This is a genomic window from Microbispora sp. NPDC049633 (assembly GCF_040675265.1).
GTDB lineage: Bacteria > Actinomycetota > Actinomycetes > Streptosporangiales > Streptosporangiaceae > Microbispora > Microbispora maris.
On record NZ_JBFAOO010000001.1, the window covers coordinates 95859 to 118305 of the forward strand.

Here is a 22447-nt window from a genome sequence, read left to right on the forward strand (position 1 = left end):
TGACAAGCGTCGAACCGGCCGTGACGAGCGCCGAACCGCCCGTGACGAGCGTCGAACCGACCCGTGGAGAGCCCGAACCGGCCCAAAATCGCGTGTGAGGCTCCGACCCCCGTTCCGTGTGGGGGGTGCTCGGAAACATGATCGTCAAGCGACAGGGCATCACAGCCCCCGTGAATGCCACCTGTTGTCGGTCGGACCGGTAGAATGTAAACGGACTCAAGGACACGTCCGGTTTGCGTCACCCCGGCCCCATGGGCCGATTTCCCTGGGTGCCGCATCGGGGCACTCACGACGGTGACGGGCACGGCAGGGGCAGCCAATCCACGGTGCCGCCCGCCGCGTGTCCGCGGCAGGAGGATTTCGCACTTGTCCTACGACGCTAGCTCTATCACCGTTCTCGAAGGACTGGAAGCGGTCCGCAAGCGCCCCGGCATGTACATCGGCTCCACCGGTGAGCGCGGACTGCACCACCTGGTCTACGAGATCGTCGACAACGCGGTCGACGAGGCGCTGGCCGGTTACAACGACCTGATCGAGGTCACCCTGCTCGCCGACGGCGGCGTGCGCGTGATGGACCACGGACGCGGCATTCCCGTGGGCATCGTCGCCGCCGAGGGCAGGCCGGCCGTCGAGGTCGTCTTCACCGTGCTGCACGCCGGCGGCAAGTTCGACAGCAAGTCGTACGCCGTCTCGGGCGGTCTGCACGGCGTGGGCGCCTCGGTCGTCAACGCGCTGTCGACGCGCCTGGAGGTCGAGGTCCGCACCGACGGCCACGTGTGGCGGCAGAAGTACCTGACGGCCAAGCCCACGGCGCCGCTCGAGAAGGGCGAGCCGACTGACGAGCACGGCACGACCATCAGCTTCTGGCCCGACCCGGACATCTTCGAGACGACCGCCTGGAACTTCGAGACGCTCGCGCGCCGGTTCCAGGAGATGGCCTTCCTGAACAAGGGTCTCAAGATCACGCTGACCGACGAGCGGCCCGATCACATCATCGACGACGAGCCCAAGGTGCTCACGTACCACTACGAGGGCGGCCTGTCCGACTTCGTGAAGCACCTCAACTCGAAGAAGGACGCGATCCACAATTCGGTGATCGACTTCGAGGAGCACGGCGACGGCATCTCGGTCGAGATCGCGATGCAATGGAACGCCACCTACAGCGAGTCGGTCTACACGTTCGCCAACACGATCAACACGGCCGAGGGCGGCACCCACGAGGAGGGCTTCCGCGCCGCGCTGACCACCATCGTCAACCGGTACGCGCGCGAGCAGAAGTTCCTCAAGGAAGGCAAGGACGACAACCTCAGCGGTGACGACGTCCGCGAAGGCCTGGCCGCGATCATCTCGGTGAAGCTGGCCGACCCGCAGTTCGAGGGCCAGACCAAGACCAAGCTGGGCAACACCGAGGCGAAGTCCTTCGTCCAGAAGGCCTGCAACGACCACTTGCGCGACTGGTTCGAGCGCAACCCGGGCGAGGCCAAGGAGATCATCAACAAGTCGCTCCAGGCGGCCCGCGCCCGCATCGCGGCACGGCAGGCCCGCGACCTCACCCGGCGCAAGTCCCTGCTGGAGAGCGGCAGCGGCCTGCCGGGCAAGCTGGCCGACTGCCAGTGGTCGGAGCCGGAGAAGTGCGAGCTGTTCATCGTCGAGGGCGACTCGGCCGGCGGCTCGGCCAAGGGCGGGCGCGACCCGAAGTTCCAGGCGATCCTCCCGCTCCGCGGCAAGATTCTGAACGTCGAGAAGGCCCGGATCGACAAGGTCCTCAAGAACAACGAGGTCCAGGCGCTCATCACGGCCCTCGGCACCGGCGTGCACGACGAGTTCGACATCTCGAAGCTGCGCTACCACAAGCTGATCCTGATGGCGGACGCCGACGTGGACGGCCAGCACATCACCACGCTGCTGCTGACGCTGCTGTTCCGGTTCATGCGCCCGCTGATCGAGGCCGGGCACGTCTACCTGTCCCAGCCGCCGCTGTACAAGATCAAGTGGGACCGCAAGGGTGAGGACGCCTCGTACGCGTACTCCGACCGGGAGCGGGACGCGATCATCGAGGACGGCGTCGCCCGCGGCCGGCGCGACCCCCGGCTCCACGACGGTGTGCAGCGGTTCAAGGGTCTGGGCGAGATGAACGCCTCCCAGCTGTGGGACACCACGATGAACCCCGACACCCGCGTGCTGCGCCAGGTCACCCTCGACGACGCCGCCCAGGCCGACGACCTGTTCAGTGTGCTGATGGGCGAGGACGTCGAGGCCCGCAGGAACTTCATCATCACCAACGCACGCGACGTCCGCTTCCTCGACGTCTGAGCAGCGTGGCCGACCAGAAGGACTTTTCGTGACGGAAGTGAACACGCCGCCTGGGCCTCCCGCCGATCGCATCGAGCCGGTCGACATCCAGGCCGAGATGCAGCGCAGCTACATGGACTACGCGATGTCCGTCATCGTGTCCCGCGCGCTGCCCGACGTCCGCGACGGCCTCAAGCCCGTGCACCGTCGCGTGCTGTACGCGATGTTCGACGGCGGCTACCGGCCCGACCGCGGCTACTTCAAGTGCTCCCGCGTCGTCGGTGACGTCATGGGCTCCTACCACCCCCACGGCGACACGTCGATCTACGACACCGTCGTACGGCTCGCGCAGCCGTGGTCGCTGCGCTACCCGCTGGTCGACGGCCAGGGCAACTTCGGCTCGCCGGGCAACGACCCGGCCGCCGCGATGCGGTACACCGAGTGCCGCCTGGCGCCGATCGCCATGGAGATGCTCCGGGACATCGACAAGGAGACCGTCGACTTCCAGCCCAACTACGACGGGCGGTCGCAGGAGCCGATCGTCCTCCCGTCGCGGTTCCCGAACCTGCTGGTGAACGGCTCGGCCGGCATCGCGGTCGGCATGGCGACGAACATCCCGCCGCACAACCTCCGCGAGGTCGGCGAGGGCGTCAAGTGGGCGCTCGACAACCCCGAGGCCAGTGACGAGGAGCTGCTCGACGGGCTGCTCGCGCGGGTCAAGGGCCCCGACTTCCCGACCGGCGCGTTGATCGTCGGCCGCCGCGGCATCGAGGACGCCTACCGCACGGGCCGCGGCTCGATCATCATGCGAGCCATCGTCGAGGTCGAGGAGGACCCCAAGGGACGGCAGTGCCTGGTCGTCACGGCCCTGCCGTACCAGGTGAACCCGGACAACCTCGCACTCACGATCGCCGAGCTGGTCAGGGACGGCAAGGTCACCGGGATCGCGGACGTCCGCGACGAGACGTCGTCGCGGACCGGTCAGCGACTGGTGATCGTGCTCAAGCGCGACGCGGTCGCCAAGGTCGTGCTGAACAACCTCTACAAGCACACCCAGCTCCAGACCACGTTCGGCGCGAACATGATCGCGCTGGTGGACGGTGTGCCGCGGACGCTGCGGCTCGACCAGTTCGTCCGTCACTACATCACGCACCAGATCGAGGTCGTGGTCCGGCGGACCCGGTTCCTGCTGCGCAAGGCGGAGGAGCGGGCGCACATCCTGCGCGGTCTGCTCAAGGCGCTCGACCGGCTCGACGACGTCATCGCCCTGATCCGGCGGTCGCCGTCGGCGGCCGAGGCGCAGGGCGGCCTGATGACGCTGCTGGACATCGACCAGGTCCAGGCGCAGGCCATCCTCGACATGCAGCTGCGCAAGCTGGCCGCGCTGGAGCGGCAGCAGATCCAGGACGAGTACGACGGCCTGATGACGCAGATCGCCGACTACCAGGACATCCTGGCCTCCGAGCCGCGGCAGCGCCGGCTCGTGTCGGACGAACTCGGGGAGATCGTCGCCAGGTACGGCGACGAGCGGAAGACCGAGATCACCGCGTACGAGGGCGACATGTCCATCGAGGACCTGATCGCCGAGGAGGACGTGGTCGTCACGATCACGCGCGGTGGCTACGCCAAGCGGACGAGCACCGACCTCTACCGCGCGCAGCGGCGCGGCGGCAAGGGAGTCAGGGGAGCGCAGCTCCGCCAGGACGACATCGTGGAGCACTTCTTCGTCACCACGACGCACCACTGGCTGCTGGCATTCACCAACAAGGGCCGGGTCTACCGCTTCAAGGCGTACGAGCTGCCGGACTCGGGCCGGGACGCCCGCGGCCAGCACCTGGCCAACCTGCTCGCCATGCAGCCCGACGAGCACGTGATGGAGATCCTCGACCTGCGGGACTACAACGTCGCGCCGTACCTGGTGCTGGCGACCCGCAGCGGTCTGGTGAAGAAGACACGGCTGTCCGAATACGATTCGCCGCGATCCGGTGGCCTGATCGCGATCAACCTGCGCGAAGATGACGAGGTGATCGCCGCCCGTCTCGTCTCCGAGGGTGATGACCTGCTGCTCGTGTCGAAGAACGCGCAGTCGATCAGGTTCACCGCCTCCGACGACGCGCTGCGCCCGATGGGCCGGGCCACCAGCGGTGTGATCGGCATGCGGTTCGTGGACGGTGACGAACTGCTCGCGATGAACGTCATGAGCGACGGCGACGACGTGTTGATCGCGACCGAGGGTGGGTATGCGAAGCGGACACCCGCCGACCAGTACCCGGTGCAGGGCCGGGGCGGCAAGGGCGTCCTGACGGCGAAAATCGTCAGTGCTCGTGGCAAGCTGGTCGGAGCCGTCATGGTGCGTCCCGAGGACGAGGTCTTCGCGATCACCTCTGCCGGCGGGGTGATCCGTACCAGCGCCGGCGAGATCAAGCAGTCGGGCCGCCAGACCATGGGCGTCCGCCTGATGAACCTGGCCGAGGGTGACAGCGTTGTGGCCCTCGCTCGCAACGCCGAGTCGTTGGAGACCGAGGAGAACGGGGCAGGAGGCGAGGCATGAGCGAGCGTAGCGAGCGACTCGACCAGCACAATGCGGCGTCTGACGAGGGTGTGGCATGAGTGACACCGGCGGGCCGCGGACACCCGGCGGCAAACAGAGACCGACGGGCGCCCGCCCGGCGTCTTCCCCGAACGGGGTTACCGCGCGGGCGCACGATGGCGGTAGCGTCGCCAAGGTGGCTTCCGAAGGAGATGACGTGACCGCCGCCGACAAGGCGAAGGCCGACGACACCATGCGCATCCGGACCTCGGCCGCCGACCAGCCCTGGAAGCGGCAGGCGGCCACGGACGGAGCGTCCGAGAACGGCAGGTCCGACGTCGGTGGGGCGACCGCGCAGTATCCCCGCCCCGCGGGCCTCGGTGCGTCCACACCCTCTGTGGACAACGGGCGCCCGTCTGTGGACAACGCCCGGCCCTCGGTGGACGGCGGTTCCGTACGCGGGCTGAGCTTCGGCCCCGCCGGGGACCGCACCGAGTCCTCCAAGGATTCCAAGGAATCGAAGGGTTCCAAGGACAAGAAGTCCGGGCTGCGCCCGCCGCGCAAGGCCCACCTGGTCCTGCGCAGGATCGAGCCGTGGTCGGCGATGAAGTTCAGCTTCGTCGTGTCGCTGGTGTGCTTCGTCGTGCTGTTCGTGGCCGTCGCCGTGCTGTACGGCGTGCTGTCGGCGCTCGGCGTCTTCTCCTCGATCACCGAGACTGTGACGCAGCTCACCACGAGCGGCGGCGCCGCCGGCAACGGGGCCGGGACCATCGACATCGGCAGCTGGTTCGAGCCGGTCCGCATCCTCGGGTACGCGGCACTGCTGGGCGCGTTGAACGTCGTGCTCATCACCGCGCTCTCCACCCTCGGCGCGGTGATCTACAACATCTCCGCGGACCTCGTGGGCGGTGTCGAGGTCACCTTCAGCGAAGCCGAGTGACCCCGGCCGCAGCAGGCACGGTACGGCTGGCCGCCCCACCCGAGCGGCCCGCCGTACGAAGGTGCACTCGGTGGCACGACCAGGGGCCCGGACACGGTAAGCTTTTCCTCGTTCGAAGCGACGGATTCGCCACCGGAAACGGGATGCGGTAACGTTCGTTGCGCAGTGCGGGGCTATAGCTCAGTCGGTTAGAGCGCTTCCCTGATAAGGAAGAGGTCCCAGGTTCAAGTCCTGGTAGCCCCACATCGATAAACGCCCCGAAGCGATCAAGCTCCGGGGCATTTTGCTGCAACGGGTACTGCAACAGACTCACTCGAACAGTCCCGTCACCCTCTTGAGGGCATTCTCGCGGCTCTCGCCGTCCCCGTGCGTGTAGATCTCCATCGTCACCGAGATCCGGCTGTGCCCGAGGATCTCCATCGCGTCACGCGGTGCGACGCCGAGCTTCCTGAGCAAGGACGCGGCGGGTGTGCCGGAGGTCGTGAACGCGGATCGGCCGGAGCATGTGCGTCTCCACGATCCGGGCGAAGGACCGGGCGAGGTTGCGCGGCTCGATCGGCTTTCCCGATCTGGTCGTGAAGACGAGCCCGGTGTCCGTTCAGTCCTTCCCCGCCTCCTCGCGGAGGATCTTCTGGCCGTCCCGCTGGATCTCCAACGCCTCCCGCACGACGCCGAGGAGAGGCAGCGACCGGTTGCCGGCCCTCGTCTTCACCGGCCCGTGGTGCAGCTCCTTGCCGAAGCCGCCCGCGAACTACTCGGCGACATCCGCGCTACTCGCCGCGCTCTGGGGCCGTCTCCCGCCTGATCCACTCCAGATAATCCGGTGTCCCCTGCACGATCGGCACCGCGACGATCTCAGGCACCTCGTACGAGTGCAGCTCACGCACGCACGCCGCAAGCTCCTCGAAACGGTCCGCGGTCTTCTTCATAAGCAACAAACCTGAGCACAAGCTGCAGAACGCCGAGCCACGACCGCCGAAGCAATCCGGTCTGCCTCGTCCGGCCATAGGGCGAGAAACTTCGTACGCTAAAGCGTCCACCTCACCCCGCGCACCGGAGCTTAGAAACCGGGCTCACCCAGTGCGCCATGACTCCGGTGCGTCCACCGGAGTTGCTGAAGATGGACGCGGGGCCAATCTGTCCGATGCGGTAGGCGTGGAGCGTCACGACGTCCCCTGCCTTGAAGGTGTGCGTGAAGGTCTGCCGATGGTGGCCTGGATTCCCTGACTCCCGTTGTAGACGCCGCCGCACACCAGCCCGCCGTACCCAAGCATCCTCCGGACGAGCGCCGCACCGCCGCCTCAGGTGCTGAACGGGTACGGCGACATCGGCCACGTGACGAACATCGGGGGCGGCCATGGTGCGACGCGCGATCGAGGTGAGGCATAAGGTTCATGAGCGACGGCCTGTGTCGGAACAGTGCTCGGAAGGATTTCCGGGTACCCACAGGCCGTCGCGGTCATCAGTGGCCCCGCTCGGGGCCGATCGTCAGGCCGCGGCGTGTGCGGCCTCGAACCGGGCGATGACGTCGTTCCAGTTGATCAGGCTCCACAACTTCTCGACGTAGTCCGGCCGGACGTTGCGGTACTGCAGGTAGTACGCGTGCTCCCAGGCGTCGAACACCAGCAGAGGCGTGGTGTTCATCCCGACGTTTCCGTGGTGGTCGTACACCTGCTCGACCACCAGCCGCCGGCCGAGCGGCTCCCAGGCCAGTACACCCCAGCCTGAGCCCTGAACTGTGCTTGTCGCCGTGGTGAGCTGCTTCTGGAACGCCTCGAAGGAGCCGAAGTGCTCGTCGATCGCGTCGCCTAGGGCGCCGTCGGGCCGGTCTCCGCCGTCCGGCGACAGGTTCTGCCAGAAGATCGAGTGCAGGACGTGGCCGGACAGGTTGAAGGCGTACGTCTTCTCCAGTCCGACCAGGCCGCCGAACTCGCCCTTGTCTCTGGCCTCGGCGAGCCGGTCGAGGGTGTCGTTGGCCCCCTTCACGTACGCCGCGTGGTGCTTGGCATGGTGAAGCTCCAGGATCTCGCCCGTGATCGCGGGCTCCAGCGCCGCGTAGTCGTAGGGCATTTCAGGCAGAGTGTACCGAGTCATCAGTCCCCTTATTGCAAGTAATTCGCAACTACGAGTGTGATGCAAGAGTGTGGAACTGCACAAGGGACGGCAGAAGCAAGATCAGACGGCCGCGCTCCTGCTGGAGGTGCTGACGCTGCACCGACCCAAGGCCGCAGTACTGCAACGCGTACTGCAACAGAGGCACACAACCCCTCACGCTCATACCGCTCAGCACCAGTCAGGAGGATGGCGCGAACCTCTGATCGCGGCGTGGACAGTCCTGATAAGGAAGAGGTCCCAGGTTCAAGTCCTGGTAGCCCCACCATGAAGTACCAGCTCAGAGGCCAATTCCCAAGGACCCGGGACCTGGCCTTTTGATCGTTTGACCGTCACCTGCTCCACCGCTACCTCACGCAAGGCCGTGCCGAGGGCGATCGGCCCGTCATCACACCACGCCGTCCGGCTAGGCTTCTACTCACCCACCCCGGCAGGCTGCGCGAAGCCGACACCGTGTTGCTGCAGAAACTCGTGAGTACGCGCCTCGAGCATGCCGACCTCGGCCGCCTGATCCGTTGCTTCGCTGAACTCCTGCTCCCGACCGCGGGCAACGACGCCAACTCACCGCCTGGCTCACCGAGGCTCGGGGACCGCTACCCTGCCCCACCTGCACGGCTTCGCCAACGGCCTCGATCTCCACGGCGAGGCTGTGAAACGCCGACCTCACCGTTGTCGCACCACAACGGCCGCACTGAAGGCGTCAGCCGACGATGACACGCTCCTCTGGGAGTTCGTAGCGGTGGGACCGTTGTTTCAGCGCGAGCGCGGAGCCCAGGGTCAGGGGGCCGATCCGGCCGATGAACATGAGCAGGGCGAGCAGCAGATCCCCGGCGGGTGTGACGTCGGCGGTGATGCCGGTCGATAAGCCCACTGTGGCGAAGGCGGAGATCACCTCGAACAGCACCCGGTCCAGGCTGTGCGGGGTAAGTGCCAGCAGCACAAAGGTGGAGACCACGATCAGGCCCATGCTGATCGCGGTGATGGACAGGGCTTGCCGTTGCGCGCTTTCGGCGAGGCGGCGATGGCCGATGTTCACCCGGGGTTCGCCGCGCATCTCGGCCCAGATGATGAAAATCAGCAGCCCGAATGTGGTGACCTTGATGCCCCCCGCGGTACCCGCGGAGCCACCGCCGATGAACATCAGCACGTCGGTGGTCAGCAGGCTGGTGGGATACATCTGGGTGATGTCGAGGCTGTTGAAGCCGGCTGTGCGCGGCATGACCGCCGTGAAGAAGGCGGCCAGCAGCTTGCCGGGGTCATCCAGCCTGCCCAGGGTCGCGGGGTTGCGCCACTCGGTGGCCAGGAAGACCACCGTGCCGATGGCCAGTAGGACGAGCGACACGACGACCGTGACACGGGTGAGGATCGTCCAGCGGCTCGGGTGGCGCCAGGATCGGGCGAGCTCGAACACCACCGGGAAGCCGAGCCCGCCGACGATCACTGCGGCGGCGACCGGCAGGCAGATCCACGGGTCGGTGACGAACCGCATCAAGTTGTCGCTCCACAGCCCGAACCCGGCGTTGTTGAACGCCGACACCGCGTGGAAGACACCCAGGTATACGGCGCGGCCGACCGGTTCGTGGTACCCGATCAGAAAGCGGGCGGTGAGCACCAGCGCCACAACGGCCTCGCAGGCCAGGCTGAACAGCACCACATTGCGCACGACCCGGCGCACGTCGGACACGCTCAGCGTCTTGGTCTCGGCCTGGGCGAACAGGCGGGCCCGCAGGCCCAGCCGCCCGGCCACCAGCATCGTGAACAGCGTGGCCAGCGTCATGATGCCCAGCCCGCCGACCTGAACCAGGACGGCGATCACCACCTCGCCGAACGCCGACCAGTGCGTGGCGGTGTCCACCACGACCAGGCCGGTCACGCACACCGCCGAGGTCGCGGTGAACAGGGCTGTGATCCAGTCGGCAGGTCTGCCCGAGGCGGTGGACAGCGGCAAGGCCAGCAGGACGGTGCCCAGCAGGATGGCCGCCCCGAAACTGATCGCGATCACCTGCGCCGGATGCCGGAAGCGGTCAAAAACGGCCCCAGCCCACCCGCCGCGCCTCATGGAACGAGCACCGAGCGTCTTCGATTACTGAACCAGTCACCGGACCAGCAGCGGGACGGGGCCGGACGAACATGAGAAGGGGGAGATGCGCTGTTCATGGAGGTCGCTCAGCCACCGACATGGATGCCCGGGCGGCGGGCCGGCTCGGGTTCGCTCTTGCGGATGATCTCCCGGACGACCGGAGGTGTGTCTCCCCGGCCGAGCAGGAGATAGCGGAACAGATGCGTGAGCGGGCTGCCCTCCGACCACTCGAAGTAGCAGTGTGGCCGCACGCCGGTGACGTCGCGCAGGGCGAGCAGGATCGCGGCGATGGCGTTGGGGGCGGCGGGACTGGCCGCGCGCAGCACCCGGTAGCCGTCGACCTGGACACCGTGGACCTGCAGCACGTTGCTGAACTCCGACGGGTCGATGACGTCGATCTCCAGGAACAGCACGTCGGCCGCTCCCGGGACGGGGTTCATACCGCGCTGCTCGCTCTCCTTGGCGGCGTACTCGGCCGCGTTCCCGCTCTGGCGGCGGTTGGCGATGAGGTTCAGCGCGCCGTCGTGGGCGAGCGAATCGGTGACGAATCGGCGGGCGGCCTCGTCGAACTCGATGCGGTCGGCGCGCAACTCGGTGGTGCGCGAGATCCGCGACACCAGAGAGATGGCGATGATGGCCAGGATGAACAGGGCGGAGATGGCGAGGCCGTCCGGCTTCTCCCGGATGTTCTCCACCAGCGCGTACAGCAGCACCAAGGTCAGCACGGTGAAACCGAAGGCGGCCGGGCGCTGCCGCCTGCCGATGGCGGAGATGGTGACCGCGACCGCACCGGAGACCATCATCGCCAAGATCCCGGTCGCGTACGCGCCGGCCTGGGCGTCGATGTCGGCGCCGAAGGCGATGGTGAGCACGATGCAGATCAGCGTGTAGACGAGGACGACCGGGCGTACGGCCCGGCCCCATTCGGGGGCCATGCCGTAGCCGGGCAGGTAACGGGGCACGATATTGATCAGCCCAGCCATCGCCGAGGCGCCGGCGAACCACAGGATGAGGATCGTGCTGATGTCGTAGGCGGTGCCGAACGCCTCCCCCAGATGTTGGTGGGCGAGGTAGGCCATCGCGCGGCCGCTGGCCTGCCCGCCGGGGCGGAACTGCTCGGCCGGGATGAGGACCGTGGTCACGAAGCTGGTGGCGATCAAGTAGACGCTCATGATGAGCGCGGCCGCGGTGAGCAGCTTGCGGGTGTTGCGGACGCGCGAGGCCAGCCGCTGCTCGGCATCTTTGCCCTCGGCAGCCACCAGCGGCATCATGCTGACCCCCGTCTCGAACCCGGACAGGCCGAGCACCAGCAGCGGGAAGGCCAGCACGGCCGGGCCGAGGAGCCCGGTGAAGCGGCCGCCCCCGCTCAGCAGCGCGTCCGTCCACCGCGACAGCGCCTCGGGCTCGGTCGCCACGTCGGCGATCCCGACGGCGACGACGACGGCGTTCAGCAGCAGGAACAGCGTCACCAGCGGGATGGCCACGCCGACCGCCTCGCTGAAGCCGAGCAGGAACACCCCGCCGAGCACCGCCAGCAGCACCACGGTAAGCACGACCTCGTGGCCGTGCAGGAAGCTCGGGAAGAACGGGTTCTCCACCACGTGCACGGACGCGTCGGCCGCCGACAGCGTGATCGTGATGATCCACGACGTGGCCACGAATCCCAGCAGGACCAGCACGAACAGCTTGCCCCGCCAGAACGGCAGCAACCGCTCCAGCATCGCCACCGAGCCCTGGCCGTTGGGGCTCTCCCTGGCCACCCGCCGGTACATCGGCAGCATGCCCAGCAGCGTCAGCGCCACGATGAGCAGCGTGGCCAGCGGGGACAGCGCCCCGGCCGCCAGCGCGGCGATGCCGGGCAGGTAGGCCAGGGTGGAGAAGTAGTCCACCCCCGTCAGGCACATCACCTTCCACCAGGGCTGGGGCTTGGCGTGCCCTTCGGCCGTCTCCGGCCCGACCGGCTGGACCCGGTGCTCCAGCAGCCACCGCCCCACCCGCCCGCTCGGCTCGGGCGCACGCACCGGACTTTCCACCACCGCCGGAACGACGAACTCACCTGCGCCGCTCATCCGCCCACTCCCACCGCGTCCGGCCACGACGCTCGACAGGTCTTCGACGCGCCCAGGGTAGAGCCTGCAATCATCAGCCCCAAGAACACCCCACAGATGCTTTCGTATAGGGCACACCACGCATCACTCACCCCCCGCGTGGGCGTAGCCGCAGGGCTATTAGGGCGAGGAACCGGACGCCGGAATACGCAGCCATCATGGGGGACTGCTTACCGGCACAGCAGGTCGTACTAGAGGCGCCGACTCGCGAAACGGGTGCGGTCACCAGCTCCCGGTCAGGCGTCCCAGGTGACCGGAAGGCTCTTCACCCCGTAGATGTCCGCAATCTCCGGGCGCAGGGCGACCTCCTCTGCCGGTACGGCCAGGCGCAGCGTGGGGAAGCGGTCGAAGAGCGCGGGGATCGCGACGCGCAGCTCGACGCGGGCCAACTGCGCGCCCAGGCACTGGTGGATCCCGTGGCCGAAGGCCAGGTGCCCGCCGTCCTGCCTGCGGATGTCGAGCACGTGGGGATTGGGGAAGCGCTCGGGGTCGCGGTTGGCGGTGTTGTAGGACAGGATGACGCTCGTCCCGGCCTTGACGGTATGGCCGCCCAGCTCGACGTCCTCCAGCGCCGTCCTCATGAACGTCTTGGCAACGCTCAGATAGCGCAGCAGCTCCTCCACGGCCCGGTCGGTGAGCGCGGGATCGGCGCGCCATGCGGCCAGTTGCTTGGGGTGGCGCAGGAGCGCGAAGGTGCCCAGCGCCAGCATGTTCGCGGTCGTGTCGAACCCGGCCGACAGCAGGATCAGGGCGACCCCCTTCAGCTCCTCATCGGTCAGATCACTGCCGGCGACTTCGCTGAGCACGTCGTCGGTGGGGTCGGCGCGCTTGGCGGTCACCAGGTCGGCGAGGTACTGCTGGGTCGCGGTGTAAGCCGTGAACAGTTCCTCGTCGCCGGCCTCCCCGCCGAGGAACGTGTCGATGTGCTCCTGGAATGAGCCCCGGTCCTCGTACGGCACGCCCAGCAGCTCACAGATGATGACGGAGGGGATGGGCTTGGCGAACGCGGTCACCAGGTCCGCCGGCGGACCGGCCTTCTCCATCGCGTCCAGGTGCTCGGCGGTGACCTGCTCGACGCGCTCGGTGAGCAGCCGCATCCGCCGTACGGTGAACCTGCCCGCCAGTGGCTTGCGGTAGCGGCTGTGCTGCGGCTCGTCCATGAGGAGGAACTCGCCGGGCGGCGCCGGGGGGACCTCGATGTCACCGTAGTCGACCATCGGATGGTGACGCATGAGCTCCCTGCGCGAGCTGAACCGCGAGTCGGCGAGAACCGACCGGACCAGGTCGTAGCCGGTGACCAGCCAGCCCTGGTGCCCGTCAGGGAAGGGGAAGCGACTGATCGGGCCGTGCTCACGGGCCTCGATCAGCTCCTTGGGCGGGTCGAAGGGACAGCCGGGCCGACGCGCTGTTGGCATCGTCGTGACGGTGTGAAGGGATTCAGCCATGGCCTTTCTCCTTGGTTCGTCGATCATGGGCGTTCGTGCAACGCGAATGTTGTGCTGCAATGAATGGCGGCGAGGTCAATGCGGGCGGCACTCATCGGCAAGAATCAGCGGCGGGGCATGTGCTCCGGGTAGTCCGCTCACAGCCCGGTGCTCATCTCGCGTAGATCTCTCTTGGGTCCCTGCGACCGGCGACGCGAGCGAGCCGAGGACGTGCTGTTCTTGTCCATGGACATCGTGCCGCGAGCCGTCTGCCCGCCACACTGTTCTGGATCAAGACAAGCCTGACCGATACGGCCTAGGAGATCTTGCGGCGGTAGGTGCGCATGGCCAAGGCGAAGGCGACGATGAGGATGCCGACGCACCAGGCCAGGGCGGTCCAGATGTCGGTTCCGACCGGCTGCTGGGTGAACAGGTTGCGGATGGCGTTGACGATGGAGGTCACCGGCTGGTGCTCGGCGAAGGCGCGCACCGGGCCGGGCATGGTGTCGGTGGGAACGAAGGCCGAGCTGAGGAACGGCAGGAAGATGAGCGGGTAGGAGAACGCGCTCGCGCCTTCCATGGTCTTGGCGGACAGGCCGGGGATCACGGCGACCCACGTCAGCGCCAGGGTGAACAGGATCAGGATGCCGGCGACCGCGAGCCATGCCGCCGCCCCCGCCGCCGAGCGGAAGCCCATGAGCAGGGCGACGAGCACGACGACTACGAGCGAGATCAGGTTGGCGACCAGCGAGGTCAGCACGTGTGCCCACAGCACCGACGACCGCGCGGTCGGCATGGACTGGAACCGCTCGAAGATGCCGCCCTTCATGTCCATGAACAGCCGGTACGCGGTGTAGGCGATGCCCGAGGCGACCGTGATGAGCAGGATGCCGGGCAGCATGTAGTTCACGTACGAATCCGACTCTGTCCTGATCGCGCCCCCGAACACGTAGACGAACATCAGCATCATGGCGATCGGCATGATCGCGGTCGTGATGACGGTGTCCGGGCTGCGCGTGATGTGGCGCAGGGATCGTCCCGTCAGGACGACGGTGTCGCCGAAGAAGTGCTTGGCCATCGTGGTTCCTTACGTGTCCGTGCCGACGTTGCGGTCATGGCCGTTGTCGCCGACGAGGGTGAGGAAGACCTCCTCGAGAGTCGGCTGCTTTTCGACGTATTCGACCTTGGCGGGCGGGAGCAGTCGCTTGAGCTCGGTGAGGGTGCCGTTGACGATGATCCGGCCCTCGTGGAGGATCGCGATCCGGTCGGCGAGGTGCTCGGCCTCGTCCAGGTACTGCGTGGTGAGCAGCACCGTCGTCCCCTGGGCGGCGAGTTCCTTGACGGCCTGCCACACCTCGATGCGTGCCTGGGGGTCGAGCCCGGTCGTGGGCTCGTCGAGGAAGATGACCGGCGGGTTGCCGATGAGGCTCATGGCGATGTCCAGGCGGCGGCGCATGCCACCGGAGTACGTCGCCACCTTCCGCGCGGCCGCGTCGGTCAGCGAGAAACGGGCGAGCAGGTCATCGGCGATCCCGCCCGGGTTCTTGAGGTGCCGCAGCCGGGCGACCAGCACGAGGTTCTCCCGCCCGCTGAGGATCTCGTCGACGGCGGCGAACTGTCCGGTGAGGCTGATGGACTCCCGCACGTCCGCGGCCTGCCTGACGACGTCGAAGCCGTTGACGCGGACCGTGCCCGCGTCGGCCTTGAGCAGCGTGGACAGGATTTTCACGGCCGTGGTCTTGCCCGCCCCGTTGGAGCCGAGCAGGGCGAAGATGCTGCCTTGCACCACGTCGAAGTCCACGCCGCGCAGCACCCGCAGTTCCTTGTACGACTTCTCCAGGCCCTGCACCTGGATCGCCGGGGCTTGCTGTGTCGTCATCACTCGGTCCTGTCTTGTCTTCCGGGCTCTTCCCCGGCAGCGCGCTCGACGGCGCTGATGAGGCGGTTCCGCACCCGGCTTCTCCACTGTCCGAGCGGGTAGTTGGCCGCGAACGCCTCCACGAACTCCACGGGGTCGTCCCCGAAGAGGTCGCGGATCGGGGTTCCGTCCGCCGCGCTCTGTTCGAACAGATCGGCCAGGTCCTCGTACATCGCCATCGCCCCGGCGCCGTCGGCCGGTCCGAGGAGCATCAGGTAGCGCTCCATCGCCTCGGCCGCCGTGCGGTAGTTCTCGGGAAGCTGCTTGATGCGCGCCTTGTACTGCCGGTAGCGCCGCTTGTCCTCCAGCGGCCCGGTGACCCTCTCCAGATACTGCAGATAGCGGCTCTTCGACTCGTCCGGCTCTGTGGCCATGTCTACCTACCTCCTTCGCGGAGCTGTTCGAGCCTCTCGACGAGGAAGCTCCAGGTTCTCCAGAACTCTTCGAGGTACTCCCGCCCCTGGGCGTTGAGGGAGTACACCTTGCGCGGCGGCCCCTTCTCGGACGGAACCTTCTCCACGTCGACCAGGCCGCGCTGTTCGACCCGGACCAGCAGCGCGTAGACGGTGCCCTCGGCGATGTCCGAGAAGCCCTGATCGCGCAGCCACGCCGTGATCTCGTAGCCGTACGCGGGCCGGCCGGAGAGGATCGCCAGGACGATGCCCTCCAGCGTTCCCTTGAGCATCTCGGTCGCCTGCTTGCCCATGGAGACGCCCCCCTTCAGCTACTTGGTGTTGCTGAGTACCGGTACACAGTAACGCTGACTACCGGTACATAGCAACGCCAGGTAGTGCGCGCGTGTGGGTAGAGGCAACCTGATCACTGCGTGAGTGAGCCCGCCGCCCCCTTCGGCAGGAGACGGGCTGCGTCAACCTCCGCGAAGATGTCGACCGTCGGCTTCGCTGCCGCGGAGGCGGCGGGAGCACTGGCACCCACGAGCGCAACCGCGAGTGCCGGAATCGCTGACGTCACATGGCGTCCACCATGGCCGAACACGCTGATACCGCGCCTTCGCCGTCCTGACACGGCTGCTGATACGACATCGCAGACGACTTGATCGCCGTCGAAACCTCCGCTGGCCTGCCGCGCCGCCCAGCGCGGCTTCCGTCGCCAGTCCCACGATGGCGCCGCTGACGGCAAGTCGTGAAGGAGGCCGAACGGCTACAGGTACGACGCGACAGGCGCAACTGCTGTATGCGGCCCGACCTATTCGACTGTGGCGTCAGGAACCAACCCGAGGACCCGGAGAATGTCAGACGTAGGAACGCGGTACGTCTCGCCAGCCTGGATCACCCGACAGGGGAACTCACCGCGCTCGACGAGGCGGTAGGCGGTGTTGCGACTGAGCCCGAGGGCGCGGGCGGCGGTCAGCAGAGGGACGACTGCAGGGAGGGCACGTACCTCCTCGGTGGTCATGGGCGTCACTCTGCCTCCCTTCCTCTCTCCGCTCCGGCAGCCAGCAGGCGTGCCGAGGAGGAAAAGGGGGTTCACCGGCGGGCACCGCAGGTGACGCCGGCGAAGGCCGACCCGACGAGGACGCAAACGGGACTCAGGCCGAACGCCGGCGCCTGAGGCTGCGGCGTCGTGCACGGCTGAAAACGGCCGCGCTCGGCCGCTTGCGCGGCGGCCTGACCAGCAAGATTCACCTGTCCGCTGACCGGTACTGCCGCCCGCTGTCGTTCGTCGTGACGCCCGGTCGGGCCTCCGACAGCCCGCAGTTTCGGGCCGTCCTGGCCGACATCAAGGTCCGGGTTCGCATCGGCCGCCCGCGTACCCGCCCTGATGCGATGGCCGCCGCTAAGGCGTACTCCTCCCCCGCGAACCGCGCCGGCGCCGCATCCGGGCGGTGATTTCCGAGAAGGCCGACCAAGCGGCCAACCGCAAGAAACGCGGGTCACGCGGTGGCCGCCCGGTCAGCCATGACCGGGACCTGTACAAGGAACGCAACAAGCCGAGCGCTGCATCATTTGGATCAAGGAGTGGTGTGGTCTGGTCTTCCGCTTCGACAAGACGCCCGAGAGCTATCTCACCGGCCTCTACTTACGAGGTGCCATCTTGGGGATCAGCCTGCCTCCTCAAGATCTGAACCCCGTACAGGCCCTAGGTCGGCTCCCGGTCGCGGGGCTGGTGGGCTCTGAACTCCTGGGCACGGACGGCGAGTTCCCGAAAGAACACCGGTGGTGGTGTGACCTGGCCTTCGTGCCCGATCGGGGAGGGTGCCAGCGGTATGAGCAGGTCGGTGTTGGGTGAGTGCAACCACAGGGCGGTCTGGTAAAGCTCGGGGATTTGCAGGAGCCGGAGATCGAACCCGGCCATTGCGAGCTGCGGCAGGGCTCGTGCGGCTCTGACCGCGGTCGCGGTGGCTCCGACGGATGAGCTTCTGTAGAACGTTGGCGGGAAGGTTCGGTCCGGCGTTTCGGCGACTTCGGCGCCGGCGAGCACATTGCCGCCGGACTCCAGCAGGAATCGCCAGCCCACCGGCTGCGCCACTTCCAGGCCGCCGCCGGCCTCGATGTCTTTGACGAGCAGGGCGAACACCCGGTGGGGGGTGGACACCTCCACGTCATCCGGGGAAATTTCGCCCAGCAGTTTCGGGCCCTCTCCGCCGGCTCTGGCGATTAGGCCGAGCTGGGAGCGTGTTTCCTCCCGAATCCGTCCCGGCGGTTCAGGCATGTTCAACGGCATCGCATGCTCCCTGAGGCTAGTTTCGCCGAGTCTTGAAGGTCCTGTTCCAGGTGCCGTTCGGGCCGCCCGGGTAGCCGCCGAAGAGCGTCTCCCACGCGACCCACATGATGGGATCGTTCTCCTGGCCCGCGTATGTCCCGTGAGTGCCCTGCCACGGGTCATGCACCCAGACGTGCACCAGTTCACCGGTCTCCGGGCGGTAGCTGTACCCCCAGATGTTGACGATGTGGCCGGAGAGGTTGCCACCCCAGCCGATGTTCATCATGATCGGGCGTCCGGCGTCTATCTCCGCCTTGACCTCGTTCTTCGTCAACGCCGGGAACCTTCTGACCTGCACCCACCCGGGTGCCTCCACCCAATCGACGTAATTCCTGACATCTTCGGGGGCCGGGACGTAGACCCCGGCTTGCTGCAGCGGCCCGGCATCCGGCCACCAGCCCTGGTTGCAGTCCCCGCGTAACGCGCCATCCGGGCAGCACTGGAACGGTTGCTGGGCGGCGAGCCGGGAGTCTTTCCTGTTGAGGACCGCGGTGGCGAACCCGCACTGGGTCCATGCTCGCGCGTTGGCGTAGAAGTTCGCGATGCTGACCGTTGTCGCGTTCCAACACCAGTATGTCTTTTCCTGGTATTGACGCCAGCTCCAGTATGTTGAGCCGAGACTCTTAATCATCACGCTTTCGTCTGGTTGTGACACGCGGCGTCATCCCTTCGCTATGCCGGTTACGTCGTCGCCGTATTCCCGTGGCAACCCCATCGTTGCGCCTCCTGGCCGGGGCCCGGGAGGGCCCACGCCAGTGATGTTAAGAGAGCCACAACTGCGCTTACAATAAGCACAACCTGTAAGGTTGCACCGAAACAAACAGAGTGGGGCTCGCATCTTAATTGGGGGCCGCTCATTACGTCTCTGCTTTCCGCTCCGGCCGCGACCGGCCGCGCCCCGCACGGACTTGCTACCTCAGCGCGAACCGCGAGGTCCGGGTCGAAAGCGCCCACGCCTCGGCCTTCCGGGGATCGCATCGCTCTGCCACTTTCCGTCCCTCTGCCTCGAAAGAGGACTGACGTAAACATCTCCGTCCCGTGGCCTGATCCGGCCACCGGCGCAGCATTTGTGTCAGCTTTGGCCAGGCGATAGTACCGAGATTAGGGCCTGACAGATTTCGCATCTTCAAGCGGGCCGGAGGATACGGATCCACACAATGGCAAGACGTATGTGAAGGCCGGCGAGATCGCTCTTGGAAATTCTGTCGAAGCGAAAGGCCAGGCCACGCCATTTCTTCATCCGATTGATGCAGTGCTCAGCCGTGTCGCAATCCTTGTACAGGTCCCGATTGTGGCCGACCGGGCGGACCGCGGCCCGTACTCCGCGGGCAGGTCCCGCCATGGACTGCCCGCACGGAAGCGCTTAGAAGGAAGCGGGAAGCATCCGGGTAGCGGTCTCCGTCGAGAAGACCTCAATATCCTCCGCCAAGGAACCTGCCTCGCAGGATGTGACAGACGCGAGAGAGGCGCGGACCTGCCCCATGCGCTTGATCAGGCCCTCCACGCGCCTGTCCGGTTGTAGGGCGAAGACAGGAGACAGTGCATCGGCTGCTCCGTCGATGGCGCCGCTCAGGAGACGGGCGGCGGCCAGGTCGACGCAGGCGCTTGCTTCGGCGGCGTACCACCGCTGCTCGACGGGCACCGCTCTGTAGAGGCTGAGCGCTCGTTCGCACTCTGCCTCGGCTTCTTGCGCCATGCCCGCGTTCAGGTAGGCGGATCCGGCGCAGAAGGGCTTCGCGGGCCTCGTCGAATGCGAACTCGCCGCCCACACCTTCGTGCAACTCCCCCTGTGGTCCCCGAGCGTCCCGTGCGGCAAGAATCGCGTTGGGAGTGCCGTCGCTGTCGCCGAGAATGGCGGACGCTCGGGCGGCGATGCTGAGCAGTCTCACGCGAGTCGTACCGGGGGGAGCGATGGCCATCCCTCGCTCCACCAGCCGGAGCGCCTGGGCCGGGCGACCGGCCCAGAACTCCACGCATGCCAGCAACCCATCGGCCCAGGCCGACAGTTCGCTGTGGCCGATGACCTCTCCGTAGACGCGGGCGGCCCTGGCCTGCTCCGCCGCCGCATACGGGTAGCCGAGGTCGAAGCTCGCGCTGCCCAGCAGCCCGCAGAGCTGCCCGGCCGCGAGGTACAGCTCGTGCTGCTGCCTCGCACTCCGCGTGCGCTCCAGCAGTCGGTGCGTACGGTTGCGCACCCGGGTCAACTCCCCGAAGAGCGGCAGCGGCGGCGCATCACGTGTGCACGGGCCAGGCGGATGATGTCGTCGCTGAGCTGCTCCAAGGCGTTGGGTCCGCCGGCTGCGGCTTCGATCTCTGCGGCATGGTCGCTGGATTCGCCGGCGACACTCATGATCAGTTCTCGTTCCGTCACGGGGACCGACGTCTTCACACCCGGCGTGTAGTCGGTGGCGAAGCCGAGCTCCACCGGGCTCGTCCGAAAGAGCCGGCACAGCAGGTCGAGGTAGTCCGCGCCCGGCCGGTGCCCGCTCTCCCAGTCAAGCCAGGATCGCTTGGTCAGGCCACGCGCGCCAAGCCCCTGGTCTTGGCACAACCGGTGCAGGGCTTGGACGGCCCTCTCCGCGCTGTTCCACCCATAGGCCAGCCGGAAGCACTTGAGTGGGAGCCCTCACGGGCTCCCACCCATCGCCGGTCGCCCGTTCGATGTTTCCCTCGATGGCGTGCTCGGGGCCGAGTTGCTCGACGGCCTTGGTCGTCAGGGGCCGGACGGGGGCCAGCGGTCCGGGATGGGGAGCGGCTGGTCGGGGCAGGCGCGGGCGATGGCGGCCAGGGCGTCCTTTGCCGCGGGGCCCACCGACAGGTGCCAGCGGAGTTTGACCGCGGCCTATTCGGCGGCGTACCGGCAGCGGGCGCCCCAGCGACCTTGCTCCCCGCGCCCCTGCTCCTCCGGGGTGTCAGGCAGCAGGAATCCGATCGAGCAGCCCGGCAGCGCCCGCGCCAGGGCGAGCGGGGATCTCAGAGGTGCCAGGGCGCGTCGTTGGGGGCGATGCGCCACAGGCGGTCGGAGCTGGGGTAGGCGGTGTCCAGGTGCAAGGTGTCCCAGCTACCGTCGTTGTACCTGTTCAGCTTCATGGCCAGGTTCTTGTTGACCTTCGGCCGCCAGATCCACCAGCCGGTGTACTTCCCGTCGACCTTCTCGCCCTGCAGGATCCACTTCTGCAGGTCGGATCCGTCGCAGGTCTTCACGATGATGGTGGTGCCGCGCTGGGGAGCGGCGACTGCGGGCTGCAGGCACTTGTTGGCGGCTTGGTTTCTCAACACGGTGGTCCAGGTGCCGGTCCCATCGGCCTGCCAGGTGGAGTCGTCCTCCCACACCTCGGTGCGGTAGTTCCATGCGGGGTCGCGCAGGGTGATGGCGGTCGCACCCTCGGCGGTGCTGTCGCCCAACAGCGCCAGCCGTCCGCCACTCGTCTTGTTGATCAGGTCTTGGTCGCGGGTCAGCGCGGCTGAAGCCGGTGCCGGTCCCAGGGCCAGAGCGCCTGCCAGGCAGGTGGTGACGGTGAGGACGGCGGTGGTGGCGGTGCTGATGCGCACGATGGTCCTTTCGTTGCCGGTAACTGATCGGTTGTCAGGTGCGGGGCGCGAGAGGGGCAGCCGGGCGGGAAGCGACTGGTCGGGGCAGGTGTGAGCGATGCCATCCAGGGCGTCCTTTGCGGCGGGCCCACCGACAGGCGGGGGGACGCGTCCTCGATCGGGACCTCGGTGCGGGTGTCGCAGTCTGTTTCCGCCGACACGGGTGGTGGCCAGGAGCGCCGCGATGGCCGCCAGGGTGCGCCGTACGGAGACAGGCATGGTCCTCCAACCCGAGACGCCAATCACTCCAAGACGTCGATCACTCTAAGTTGCTAGCTGCAACTCTAAGTAATCAATACTGGTAGGCGTGTGTCACTACCGGCCACGGTGACAGCTACCTGTCTCGGCTTCGACCTCGGTCGGGTCCCCCTGTGGACGTCAAGTCGCCGAGGAACAAGCCGAGAGCAAGGCGACGAACGCCCTACCGGCCGCCCGTTCCGGTCGGGGTCCTGTCACCACCCTGACAGTCCTCCGCATGGTCGACCACAAATACCCGTCCTGGAACATGCCCTCCGCCATGCCTGCGCTCGCCAAGGTCCTCACCGTCGCCACCCCAGCCGCACGCAGGCCGGGCGCGGCCCTGGATACCCAGCTCGACGCGCTCCAGCCCGCCGGCGTCACTAACGTCTCATCCGAGGCTTTGGCCCCCTCGATGTAGGCGATCAGCAGTACCTTTCCGATCTGCTGGGACTGGCCGGGCTCTTGACGGCCTGGGCACGGGTGGCGAA

The 22447-nt window shown here is 67.3% G+C and carries 19 protein-coding genes, 1 tRNA gene and 1 pseudogene; 6 read left to right on the top strand and 15 right to left on the bottom strand.

Features of this window, described 5'->3' with window-relative positions:
* Nucleotides 1–366 precede the first annotated feature (366 nt).
* The 4 genes from gyrB (at nt 367) to AB0J39_RS00515 (ending at nt 6005) form a co-directional block, all read left to right on the top strand.
* Entirely contained in the window at nt 367–2313 is a 1947-nt protein-coding gene (gene gyrB / locus AB0J39_RS00500; RefSeq protein ID WP_363460221.1) for a DNA topoisomerase (ATP-hydrolyzing) subunit B, read from the top strand.
* A gap of 28 nt (nt 2314–2341) precedes the next feature.
* Nucleotides 2342–4843 carry a DNA gyrase subunit A gene (gyrA, locus tag AB0J39_RS00505; protein ID WP_363460223.1) on the top strand — a complete coding sequence of 834 codons (2502 nt, stop codon included), beginning with the start codon at nt 2342–2344 and terminating at the stop codon, nt 4841–4843.
* Nucleotides 4844–5039: 196 nt separating this feature from the next.
* Entirely contained in the window at nt 5040–5762 is a 723-nt protein-coding gene (locus AB0J39_RS00510; protein WP_363460225.1) for a DUF3566 domain-containing protein, read from the top strand.
* 169 nt (nt 5763–5931) lie between these two features.
* Nucleotides 5932–6005 (top strand) — tRNA-Ile (locus AB0J39_RS00515).
* A 66-nt stretch (nt 6006–6071) separates the two neighbouring features.
* Here AB0J39_RS00515 and AB0J39_RS00520 read toward each other — a convergent pair.
* The 11 genes from AB0J39_RS00520 to AB0J39_RS00570 all read right to left on the bottom strand — a co-directional run bounded on the left by AB0J39_RS00520 (nt 6072) and on the right by AB0J39_RS00570 (nt 16820).
* Nucleotides 6072–6218 (bottom strand): hypothetical protein, encoded by a 147-nt coding sequence (locus tag AB0J39_RS00520; protein WP_363460227.1) that lies wholly within the window; start codon nt 6216–6218, stop codon nt 6072–6074.
* 314 nt (nt 6219–6532) lie between these two features.
* Nucleotides 6533–6691, bottom strand: a complete 159-nt coding sequence (cutA, locus tag AB0J39_RS00525; protein ID WP_363460229.1) for a divalent cation tolerance protein CutA — start codon at nt 6689–6691, stop codon at nt 6533–6535.
* Nucleotides 6692–7250: 559 nt separating this feature from the next.
* Entirely contained in the window at nt 7251–7856 is a 606-nt protein-coding gene (locus tag AB0J39_RS00530) for a superoxide dismutase (RefSeq protein ID WP_363460231.1), read from the bottom strand.
* A 718-nt stretch (nt 7857–8574) separates the two neighbouring features.
* Nucleotides 8575–9933 (bottom strand): TrkH family potassium uptake protein, encoded by a 1359-nt coding sequence (locus tag AB0J39_RS00535; RefSeq protein WP_363460233.1) that lies wholly within the window; start codon nt 9931–9933, stop codon nt 8575–8577.
* 107 nt (nt 9934–10040) lie between these two features.
* Complete coding sequence (locus tag AB0J39_RS00540) at nt 10041–12023, bottom strand: amino acid transporter (RefSeq protein ID WP_363460235.1); 1983 nt, start codon at nt 12021–12023, stop codon at nt 10041–10043.
* A gap of 275 nt (nt 12024–12298) precedes the next feature.
* Complete coding sequence (locus AB0J39_RS00545) at nt 12299–13507, bottom strand: cytochrome P450 (protein WP_363460237.1); 1209 nt, start codon at nt 13505–13507, stop codon at nt 12299–12301.
* A gap of 295 nt (nt 13508–13802) precedes the next feature.
* Nucleotides 13803–14564, bottom strand: a complete 762-nt coding sequence (locus tag AB0J39_RS00550; RefSeq protein WP_363460239.1) for an ABC transporter permease — start codon at nt 14562–14564, stop codon at nt 13803–13805.
* 9 nt (nt 14565–14573) lie between these two features.
* On the bottom strand, nt 14574–15365 hold the full coding sequence (locus tag AB0J39_RS00555) for an ATP-binding cassette domain-containing protein (RefSeq protein ID WP_363460241.1): 792 nt from the start codon (nt 15363–15365) through the stop codon (nt 14574–14576).
* On the bottom strand, nt 15365–15778 hold the full coding sequence (locus AB0J39_RS00560) for a DUF1048 domain-containing protein (protein WP_363460243.1): 414 nt from the start codon (nt 15776–15778) through the stop codon (nt 15365–15367). Before AB0J39_RS00560 ends, AB0J39_RS00555 begins: the two co-directional genes overlap by 1 nt.
* Nucleotides 15779–15780: 2 nt before the next feature.
* Nucleotides 15781–16110 carry a PadR family transcriptional regulator gene (locus AB0J39_RS00565; RefSeq protein ID WP_363460245.1) on the bottom strand — a complete coding sequence of 110 codons (330 nt, stop codon included), beginning with the start codon at nt 16108–16110 and terminating at the stop codon, nt 15781–15783.
* Between the two features lie 500 nt (nt 16111–16610).
* Nucleotides 16611–16820: a helix-turn-helix domain-containing protein gene (locus AB0J39_RS00570; protein ID WP_363460247.1), complete on the bottom strand. Its 210-nt coding sequence runs from the start codon at nt 16818–16820 to the stop codon at nt 16611–16613.
* A 116-nt stretch (nt 16821–16936) separates the two neighbouring features.
* Between AB0J39_RS00570 and AB0J39_RS00575 the strand changes: the two are divergent.
* Nucleotides 16937–17468 (top strand): annotated as a pseudogene (locus AB0J39_RS00575) (transposase); the annotation flags it as partial.
* A 36-nt stretch (nt 17469–17504) separates the two neighbouring features.
* Here the strand turns inward: AB0J39_RS00575 and AB0J39_RS00580 are convergent.
* The 4 genes from AB0J39_RS00580 to AB0J39_RS00595 form a co-directional block, all read right to left on the bottom strand.
* The gene (locus tag AB0J39_RS00580) at nt 17505–18089 is read right to left on the bottom strand and encodes a hypothetical protein (protein ID WP_363460249.1); all 585 of its coding nucleotides are present in this window, start codon (nt 18087–18089) and stop codon (nt 17505–17507) included.
* A gap of 16 nt (nt 18090–18105) precedes the next feature.
* Nucleotides 18106–18783, bottom strand: coding sequence for a C39 family peptidase (locus AB0J39_RS00585; protein ID WP_363460251.1), 678 nt, complete (start codon nt 18781–18783; stop codon nt 18106–18108).
* 1545 nt (nt 18784–20328) lie between these two features.
* Complete coding sequence (locus AB0J39_RS00590) at nt 20329–20553, bottom strand: hypothetical protein (protein WP_363460253.1); 225 nt, start codon at nt 20551–20553, stop codon at nt 20329–20331.
* Nucleotides 20554–21101: 548 nt separating this feature from the next.
* Complete coding sequence (locus tag AB0J39_RS00595) at nt 21102–21680, bottom strand: RICIN domain-containing protein (RefSeq protein WP_363460255.1); 579 nt, start codon at nt 21678–21680, stop codon at nt 21102–21104.
* A 514-nt stretch (nt 21681–22194) separates the two neighbouring features.
* Between AB0J39_RS00595 and AB0J39_RS00600 the strand changes: the two genes are divergently transcribed.
* Complete coding sequence (locus tag AB0J39_RS00600; RefSeq protein WP_363460257.1) at nt 22195–22377, top strand: hypothetical protein; 183 nt, start codon at nt 22195–22197, stop codon at nt 22375–22377.
* The last annotated feature ends 70 nt before the right edge of the window (nt 22378–22447 follow it).

Coding starts and splice junctions, on each gene's coding strand:
- AB0J39_RS00565 (WP_363460245.1), bottom strand. CDS start 16,110: ATGGGCAAGCAGGCGACCGAGATGCTCAAGGGAACGCTGGAGGGCATC.
- AB0J39_RS00545 (WP_363460237.1), bottom strand. CDS start 13,507: ATGGCTGAATCCCTTCACACCGTCACGACGATGCCAACAGCGCGTCGG.
- AB0J39_RS00535 (WP_363460233.1), bottom strand. CDS start 9,933: ATGAGGCGCGGCGGGTGGGCTGGGGCCGTTTTTGACCGCTTCCGGCAT.
- AB0J39_RS00580 (WP_363460249.1), bottom strand. CDS start 18,089: ATGCCGTTGAACATGCCTGAACCGCCGGGACGGATTCGGGAGGAAACA.
- AB0J39_RS00560 (WP_363460243.1), bottom strand. CDS start 15,778: ATGGCCACAGAGCCGGACGAGTCGAAGAGCCGCTATCTGCAGTATCTG.
- AB0J39_RS00550 (WP_363460239.1), bottom strand. CDS start 14,564: ATGGCCAAGCACTTCTTCGGCGACACCGTCGTCCTGACGGGACGATCC.
- AB0J39_RS00530 (WP_363460231.1), bottom strand. CDS start 7,856: ATGACTCGGTACACTCTGCCTGAAATGCCCTACGACTACGCGGCGCTG.
- AB0J39_RS00540 (WP_363460235.1), bottom strand. CDS start 12,023: ATGAGCGGCGCAGGTGAGTTCGTCGTTCCGGCGGTGGTGGAAAGTCCG.
- AB0J39_RS00600 (WP_363460257.1), top strand. CDS start 22,195: ATGGTCGACCACAAATACCCGTCCTGGAACATGCCCTCCGCCATGCCT.
- AB0J39_RS00555 (WP_363460241.1), bottom strand. CDS start 15,365: ATGACGACACAGCAAGCCCCGGCGATCCAGGTGCAGGGCCTGGAGAAG.
- AB0J39_RS00570 (WP_363460247.1), bottom strand. CDS start 16,820: ATGACCACCGAGGAGGTACGTGCCCTCCCTGCAGTCGTCCCTCTGCTG.
- cutA (WP_363460229.1), bottom strand. CDS start 6,691: ATGAAGAAGACCGCGGACCGTTTCGAGGAGCTTGCGGCGTGCGTGCGT.